Here is a 7,312-nt window from a genome sequence, read left to right as displayed (position 1 = left end):
GCAAAGAAGAATAGCCGTCCAGATGTCAATGTTCAAAACTCCGCCATTAAGAGAAGCCACAGCCGATAAAGTGAGCACGCTGATAGTGATGGCGGCTCCGGCCATATTAACGGTGGCGCCCAGAGGGATGGAAATGGAGCTCATGCTTCTGGGAACCTTCATGCGATCGCAGAGCGCCATGTTTACCGGGATGTTGGCAGCGGAGCTTCGGGTGAAGAAGGCGTAGTAGGCGCTCTCGGCAAGACATTTGAAAACCAGCGGGAAGGGGTTTTTGCGGGTGATGACGAAGACAATGGCCGGGTTTATCACCAGGGCGGAAACGGCCATAACGGCGACCAGCACATAAATGAGCGAGGCATAGCCCAGGAGCCCGTCGATGCCGCCCTGAGAGACAATGGAGTTATATACCAGTCCCATGACGCCCAGAGGAGCCAGACGGATAACGATGCGGACAATGGCTGTTACCACTGAGGCCAGATCCTCCAGCACGGCTTTGGTGGATTCTTTGGCGTTCCGGAACATATAGCCCAGAGCGGCAGCCCAGACCAGAATGGAGATATAGTTGGCATTGATGAGGGCGTTTACCGGATTGTCAACCGCGTTTATCACGATGTTGTAAAGCACCGCGGAAATGCTGCCTGCAACAGCGGCTCCTTCGCCGGCGGTTCCGGTCAGGGTTACCGAGACCGGGAACAGGAAGGAGGCTCCCACCGCGGTTACCGCAGCCAGGAACGTGGAGACGAAATAGATGATCATGAGCTTCCAGAGCTGGCTGGATCCTTCCTTTTGATGCGCGGCGATGGCTGAGGTTACCAGTACCAGCACCAGAAGCGGCGCCACGCTTTTAAGAGCCTTTACAAACAGATCTCCGAAGCCTTTTATAAAAGACGTCTGTTCCGGACAGAACAGAGCCAGAAGAGTGCCGATGACAAGACCGATAACGATCTGGAGCACCAGGGGCACCTTCTTATATGCGGCATACAAAGGTGTCATCATATGCGGGGTATCCTTAAATTTCAGGTTGTTATTTGAAAGTCCTCAGGGGATTGAGGCAGGTAACGGAAATGTTATTTTCCGGTGCTGCCGAAGCCGCCCTGACCGCGATCCGTGTCTGAAAGCTCGTCTGAGAGCTCAATGGTTTCATAGCGCACCGGAACAATGATGGCCTGAATGGCGCGTTCTCCTCTCCGGTAGCTCAGCACGGTGTCTCTGGTATTGCTGTCCAGCTCGTCCACGCTGATGTGGGCGATCCATTCCCCCCGGTAGTCGCTGTCAATGACGCCGACGGTATTTCTGAGGCCGATGCCCTTTATTCCGGCACTGCTCCGGGGCAGCAGCAGGGCGACGAAGCCATGGGGCACCTCGGCGGCAAAGCCCAGCCTGACCACATTGTCGCAGCCGGTGCGAAGCTCCGTATCCTCCTGAAAATAGATATCCATGCCGGCGGAGTCATGCTTGATTTCCGGCGGAATGAAATTACTGACCAGCGGTTTTACTCTCATGTTAGTGTTCCGAAAATGTATTAATTAATCACCGGGCCCTCGGACATCAGCTGAACGTCATACAGCAAGCCGAAAGCCTTTTTTCCCGCGGTATTGTACCCTAATTATCCCGGCAAGTATCCAATATCCGGAAGGGGCTGTGAGGAAGGCCGAAGTCCCGCCGGCATCTCCGGATTATCAGAGGGGATGTCCGGCCTTCAAAACTGACTCCGGGGGGCCGCTCCTTCCGGAAAATCTTTTCCAGCGGGGGCAAACATAGTAAAATTTGCTCAGAGATAATTTGAAGGAGCGGCGACATGATTACAGGTCATCTCGGGGATGAGTTTTCTGAAAAACTGCTGGGCGAATATGCCGGATATATCCGAAAGGCCATGGCGGAGCGGCTTCCTGAGGGGAGGCTGGATCTGGAACCCGAAAGCCGGGTTTTTGCAAACTTTGATACCAACGAGACCGAGCCCCAGGATGACCGGATGGCCGAGTACCACCTCCGCTATCTTGATGTGCATGTGATTCTTGAGGGACGGGAAAGAATCGGCTTCCGTCCGGAAGCGGTGCGACTGGGCTCTGTTCCGGAAGCCGATGCCGAGGGCGTGCCTTATTCCGAAGAAAAGGACATCGGCTTTCTGGCCCGGGAAACTCAGCTCTCTTATCTGGATCTTAAAACGGGGGATTTTGCGGTATTTTATCCCGGCGAGGCGCACAAGCCTCTCTGCGCATCCGGGGCTCCCGGCACGGTGAAAAAGCTGATTCTCAAGGTTCTCGTGTCCCGGACGGCCGGGGCCTGAGGTTTCCTGCTATAATGGCGGGAGCTAAGGTTATGTTTTCCGGAAGGATCCGGAGTCATCAGAAATTACCGGAACAGGATGGTGTCATCCGGTGTCCGGGTTTGTTTTTTTTATAATCGGGAAGACCCGCGGCGGGCGGGGCTCCTCCGGAAGGGCGGTTATGATTCGTAAAATCTTCAAGTACTGTTATTTTCTGGTGCTGCTGGCAGTGGCTCTTTTGGCTCTGGCTCTGGGCATGGCCAATGACAGCAGCGTGATGCTCAACCTCTTGGCCGGAAAGACGGAAATAACGATTTCAGCCCTGATGGGTTTTTCCTTTTTGGCGGGAGCGGTGTTCTTCAGCTTTATCTGGGCCTATATCGTCTTTATTCAGTGGGTGCGCATCAGAAATCTCCGGCGCCGGATCCGCCGCATGGAAAAGAACGGCATTCCCGAGGTTCAGGGGTTGCTGTCTCCCGCAAAGGATGCCGTTCCTGAAGCTGCTCCCGATCCCGGATACTCCGGGGATCTGAAGGTAATTTCCGCCGGCTGAGTGCGGTCTGGAGACGCTGATTTGCCATGATTGAGTTACTGTTCCTTCTGCTGCCGGTAGCCGCCTTTTACGGCTGGTACATGGGCTATCATGCCGCGCAGAAAAGCGATGAGAACAGGAACTCCGGAAATATCAGAAACCTTACCCGGGGACTTAACTACTTTTTCAATCACGACCGCAAAAAGGCCGCAGACGAGCTTATCAGCTTTTACGACAGTCAGTCCAATCACAGCTTTGAAGAAAACCTGGCCCTGGGCAACCTCTACCGCGAAAGAGGCGAAATGGAGCGGGCCATAAATTTTCATAACAGCATCATGACCATGGAAGGGCTGTCCTCCAACGAAAGATCCCTGGCGCTTCTGGAGCTGGCCCGGGATTTCATTCAGTCCGGGCTTTTGGACAAGGCCGAGGAAATTCTCCGGGAGCTTATCAGCTACGATGCGGAAAAGGCCCGGGCCTGCGAGCTTCTGGTAAAGATCTACGATCAGGAAAAGGAATGGCAGAAGGCTCTGGAAACCATCAAATGCTTCCGCAGCATATTCCGGGAGTCCGCCAATATCCGGATCAAGGAAGCGGAATATCTTTGCGAGCTCGGGAATGACGCGTTTTCGGTAAAGCAGGAAGACCAGGCTCTGGAGTACTTCAAAAAAGCCGCGCAGGTTAATAAAACCTGTGTCCGGGCTTATCTCAACATTGCCAAAATCAATATTGAAAAGAAGCGCTTCCCGGAAGCTATGCAGGCTATGGATGCCATTGCCGAAGCCGATTCCCGGATGATTAGTCTGTGCGTGAAGCTTCTGGGGAAATGCTTCTCTGAAGAGAACGGCAGTCAGGGGGAGCTTGAGGTGCTGGAAAAATGGCTGCAGATTTCCGGATCCGAGTCCGTGGCTCTTCGCATGGCCGAGCTCTTTGCGGCGGTCAGAAGCGTTGATGATGCCGAGGAATTCATCATCAGATACCTCAAGAAGAATTCCAGTATCAGAATGTTTTCGCTTCTGATGGATTTCAGGCTTGATACTCTGGATTCCCAAAGCCAGCAGAAGCTGCAGGTTTTTAAGAGTCTTATTGACGCCCATCAGATTAATACCAGCCGTTTTGTCTGCCGGCACTGCGGCTTCAAGTCCCAGATGCTGTTCTGGAAATGCCCCAGCTGCCATAAGTGGGAAACCATGCTGCCAAACGCTTCCATTGACTTTTCGCAGGATTCACTGCCTCCTGCCTGATTCAGATTTTTTAAGGATTCCATATGACCGAAGCTCTTCATGCCAAACCGGAAGCAGATCCCCGGATAATAGTAGCCCTTGATTTTGCGGCCGAGAAGGAGGCGGATGCTCTGGTGGCCGCTTTGGATCCCGCCATGGCCCGTCTTAAAATCGGCAAGGAAATGTTTACCCGTTTCGGCCCGGAGATGGTAAGACGCTATCAGGGGCAGGGCTTTGAGATTTTTTTGGATCTCAAGTTTCATGACATTCCCAATACGGTGGCCCGGGCCGTAGCCGGAGCCGCGGATCTGGGGGTCTGGATGGTTAATGTGCATGCCATGGGCGGCGCCAAAATGATGACTGCCGCGGCGCAGGCTCTCCGTGAATTCGGGAGCGACCGTCCGAAGCTCATAGCGGTTACCGTGCTCACCAGCATGGATGCGGAGCAGCTTTCCGGAGTGGGGATTTCAGACAGCGTGGAAAATCAGGTGCAAAGGCTGGCCCGGCTGGCCCGGGACTCCGGTCTTGACGGCGTGGTTTCCAGCGCCCGGGAGGCCGGTCTTATCAGAAGCGCGGTTCCTGGAGAGTTTTGCATCGTAACCCCGGGCATCAGACCCGCCTGGGCCGCAGCCAATGATCAGGTGCGCATTGTTACCCCGGGGGATGCCCTCAGAGGCGGTTCCGATTACCTGGTTATCGGAAGACCTATTACCAGAAGTCCGGATCCCCTGAAGGCCCTGGAGATGATTGCCGCGGAAATCAGGGAAGCCGGTTTTTAATCAGCAAAAACTTCTGACAGAGGCTTCTTTTTTGAAGCCTTTATCAGCTGTTTCTTCCTGAAACTTCGCATCGTTGCATGCTGTTCCTGTAATTTCCTTATCATGCCGTTCATCGCATCGTTTCACCCCAGTACTGTTTGGCTGCGCTCCTGAATGCCTTGGGAATCAGGAGAGGCCGGGACTGTTCCGCGGCTGCTAAGCTCCATAACTTGAAATAATGTATCCCGGCATCGTTTGTTATTTCAGGATAAGCTGATAAAATGAAATAAGATCGGTAATAGGCTTATTCAGTTTCAGCATCGGAGGCGTTTTGCATGAAGAACAGAGCCGGTGTTTATCGCAGCAGCCTTTCCGGAGAAGCCCGGTACCAATCCTTCGTGCCAAGTCCTCTCCCGCCATCGCCGCCGCTGATATTAGATGAAAACATGGTGAATCTGCTTGTTGCCGCCCATAGGAGCCTTGCCTCTTTAGAAAGCATTTCTTCCAGACTGCCCGGTATGAAGCCCTTGGTATCTCTGTATCTCCGCAAGGAAGCCCTGATGTCTTCTCAGATAGAAGGAGTGCAGGCAACGCTGGAGGATGCCTTGGATCCTATGCCAGAACTCCATGCAAAAAGGGATGTTACCGAGGTTGCAAACTTGATCAGGGCCTCGGAATATGCGATAAACGGACTTAAGACGCTCCCGCTCTGCAATAGGTTAATCAGGGAAACCCATGCAATATTGATGAAAAACGCCTGCGGTCAGGAGAGCGCCCCAGGAGAATTCCGGCGCTCGCAGAACCGGATCGGAGGCCCGGGCTCAGATCTGAGCAAGGCGAGCTATATCCCGCCCTGTCCCGAAGATATGGAGAGGGCGATGTCAGATTTGGAGAAATACCTGAGCAGGGATGAGAGCCGGGAAGACAGCCTTGATTTTCTGCTCCGGGCGGCCCTGATACATTACCAGTTTGAGACCATACATCCGTTCCCTGACGGTAACGGCAGAATCGGGATACTCCTGATCACGCTGTATCTCATGGACAATAAAGTCCTGACCGAGCCGGTTCTTTATGTCTCAGGCTTCCTGAAGCAAAACCGCATCGAATACTATGACAGAATGACAGAGGTCAGAAAGAAGGGAAACTATGAGCAGTGGGCGCGGTTTTTTCTGACAGCTGTCCGGGAATCCTCCCGGGATGCCATTTCCGCCATAGATGATCTCTCCGCGCTTCATGAGAAAAATGTCAGGGTCATTGATGGCCTGGGACGCGCCCGGATAAATGCGGGATTGCTTTTTGATTATCTGGAAGCGCATCCCATTATTGATATTGGAAAAACCGCAGCGGCGCTGGGGCTTTCCTATAACGCAGTGGCGTCTGCGGCCAAAAGGCTCATTGAGGCCGGGATTCTGGCACAGACTGAGAATGAGGGTCGCAGCAGAAAACGGAACAGAACGTTTGCCTACGAAGAATACCTGAACATACTGAAAAAGGGCACCTGAAAACCCCCTGCCGCGGCGGCAGACCGCAGGGGATGAGATTGCCAAAGAAGTTTAAAGGCTGAAATTGCCAGCCAGATTGGAACAAGAACATGCAAACAGAAAAGCCCGGCTGTCTTAATCCCGGGTGTCGAGCTGAGTCTTTGAAGCAATAATCCCGCAGCTTCAGTTGCGGGGAGTATCAATCAGGAGAATTTATGACAAAAAACGGCAACAAAACAGAAGTCGCTGACAAGAAGGAATGGCTGCGGGAGTTGGCCACCGGGGCTGCTCTCAGTATTCTGACAAACGATCTGGCAGGCAGCTTTTTTAAAGATGCCAGGGATCCGAAATGCTGGTCAGCGGATGTAAACGCCAGTATTCGCCAACTAGTCAGCCGCTCTCATCTTCGGGATAATCCTTTTCCTTGTGAGCCGGATGCATCCTGGCGCGCCGGAGATGTCTATGTATGGCTGGTTATGGACACTGATCAGGAACCTGACTTGAGTAAATCATCGATTTACAGCGAGGCCCTGACCGCCAGATATCCGCAGAAAAGAACGCTTCTGGTCTATATCACGGAGCATTCATGTCTGGAGGAGAACAGGTGGAATAAGGAAATCAAAACCTATGCGAACTTTCCGGCCGATGAAAAAAACAATGAAGAAGGAATTCATGAATGGCTTCCCACGTGGCCGAACTTTATGATAATCGATCTGGAAAATTTTCGGAAACTGGTGCCAGCCCCGAAAGGATTTTTTCAGGTGTTTCTGAAGATTCTGGCAGAGAGCCGGACTCTTGACGAAGCTAGGAAAGCCCTGGATGCGGCGGTAGAAAAGCGGGAGTATGGCATATTGGATGAGCTTGCCGAAGCTAGGGCTGAAATTGCCAGATTGAAAGAAGAACTTGCAAACAAGGAGTCTTCTTAACGGCCCAGCGTCTTAATCTCTGGTTTAATGACTTTTATTTGGCAAGCGGTCTCTTAAGCCTGTTTTTTTAATTACCCCCGATTCTCAGCCGTGAAGCCTGTTCGGGGATTAGCAGTCAGTTTTTCA

General features: G+C 52.7%; 8 protein-coding genes. 6 read left to right on the top strand and 2 right to left on the bottom strand.

The annotated features are described in order from the left end of the window. Nucleotides 1-996, bottom strand: a 996-nt coding sequence (gene sstT, locus ACJROR_RS09755) for a serine/threonine transporter SstT (protein WP_406546916.1), incomplete at its 3' end; no start/stop codon positions are given. Nucleotides 997-1,067: 71 nt separating this feature from the next. Further along, nucleotides 1,068-1,502, bottom strand: coding sequence for a dUTP diphosphatase (locus ACJROR_RS09750; protein WP_406546915.1), 435 nt, complete (start codon nucleotides 1,500-1,502; stop codon nucleotides 1,068-1,070). 296 nt (nucleotides 1,503-1,798) lie between these two features. Here ACJROR_RS09750 and ACJROR_RS09745 point away from each other — a divergent pair, with 296 nt between their 5' ends. From ACJROR_RS09745 to ACJROR_RS09720, 6 genes are all read left to right on the top strand, one after another. After that, nucleotides 1,799-2,287 (top strand): YhcH/YjgK/YiaL family protein, encoded by a 489-nt coding sequence (locus ACJROR_RS09745; RefSeq protein WP_406546914.1) that lies wholly within the window; start codon nucleotides 1,799-1,801, stop codon nucleotides 2,285-2,287. A gap of 160 nt (nucleotides 2,288-2,447) precedes the next feature. Continuing rightward, nucleotides 2,448-2,819, top strand: coding sequence for a lipopolysaccharide assembly protein LapA domain-containing protein (locus ACJROR_RS09740; protein WP_406039366.1), 372 nt, complete (start codon nucleotides 2,448-2,450; stop codon nucleotides 2,817-2,819). A gap of 26 nt (nucleotides 2,820-2,845) precedes the next feature. Further along, nucleotides 2,846-4,042: a tetratricopeptide repeat protein gene (locus ACJROR_RS09735; protein WP_406546913.1), complete on the top strand. Its 1,197-nt coding sequence runs from the start codon at nucleotides 2,846-2,848 to the stop codon at nucleotides 4,040-4,042. 23 nt (nucleotides 4,043-4,065) lie between these two features. After that, nucleotides 4,066-4,800, top strand: coding sequence for an orotidine-5'-phosphate decarboxylase (gene pyrF, locus ACJROR_RS09730; RefSeq protein ID WP_406546912.1), 735 nt, complete (start codon nucleotides 4,066-4,068; stop codon nucleotides 4,798-4,800). A gap of 314 nt (nucleotides 4,801-5,114) precedes the next feature. Beyond that, nucleotides 5,115-6,281: a Fic family protein gene (locus ACJROR_RS09725; protein WP_406546911.1), complete on the top strand. Its 1,167-nt coding sequence runs from the start codon at nucleotides 5,115-5,117 to the stop codon at nucleotides 6,279-6,281. Nucleotides 6,282-6,475: 194 nt separating this feature from the next. Next, the gene (locus ACJROR_RS09720) at nucleotides 6,476-7,186 is read left to right on the top strand and encodes a hypothetical protein (protein WP_406546910.1); all 711 of its coding nucleotides are present in this window, start codon (nucleotides 6,476-6,478) and stop codon (nucleotides 7,184-7,186) included. The last annotated feature ends 126 nt before the right edge of the window (nucleotides 7,187-7,312 follow it).

It is taken from the genome of Succinimonas sp. (genome assembly GCF_045225735.1).
GTDB lineage: Bacteria > Pseudomonadota > Gammaproteobacteria > Enterobacterales > Succinivibrionaceae > Succinimonas.
This window is presented reverse-complemented; position numbering and strand designations above follow the sequence as displayed.

Bases quoted from the DNA above. Each gene is read 5' to 3' on its own strand.
- ACJROR_RS09750 (WP_406546915.1), bottom strand. From the start codon at position 1,502: ATGAGAGTAAAACCGCTGGTCAGTAATTTCATTCCGCCGGAAATCAAG.
- ACJROR_RS09745 (WP_406546914.1), top strand. From the start codon at position 1,799: ATGATTACAGGTCATCTCGGGGATGAGTTTTCTGAAAAACTGCTGGGC.
- ACJROR_RS09740 (WP_406039366.1), top strand. From the start codon at position 2,448: ATGATTCGTAAAATCTTCAAGTACTGTTATTTTCTGGTGCTGCTGGCA.
- ACJROR_RS09735 (WP_406546913.1), top strand. From the start codon at position 2,846: ATGATTGAGTTACTGTTCCTTCTGCTGCCGGTAGCCGCCTTTTACGGC.
- pyrF (WP_406546912.1), top strand. From the start codon at position 4,066: ATGACCGAAGCTCTTCATGCCAAACCGGAAGCAGATCCCCGGATAATA.
- ACJROR_RS09725 (WP_406546911.1), top strand. From the start codon at position 5,115: ATGAAGAACAGAGCCGGTGTTTATCGCAGCAGCCTTTCCGGAGAAGCC.
- ACJROR_RS09720 (WP_406546910.1), top strand. From the start codon at position 6,476: ATGACAAAAAACGGCAACAAAACAGAAGTCGCTGACAAGAAGGAATGG.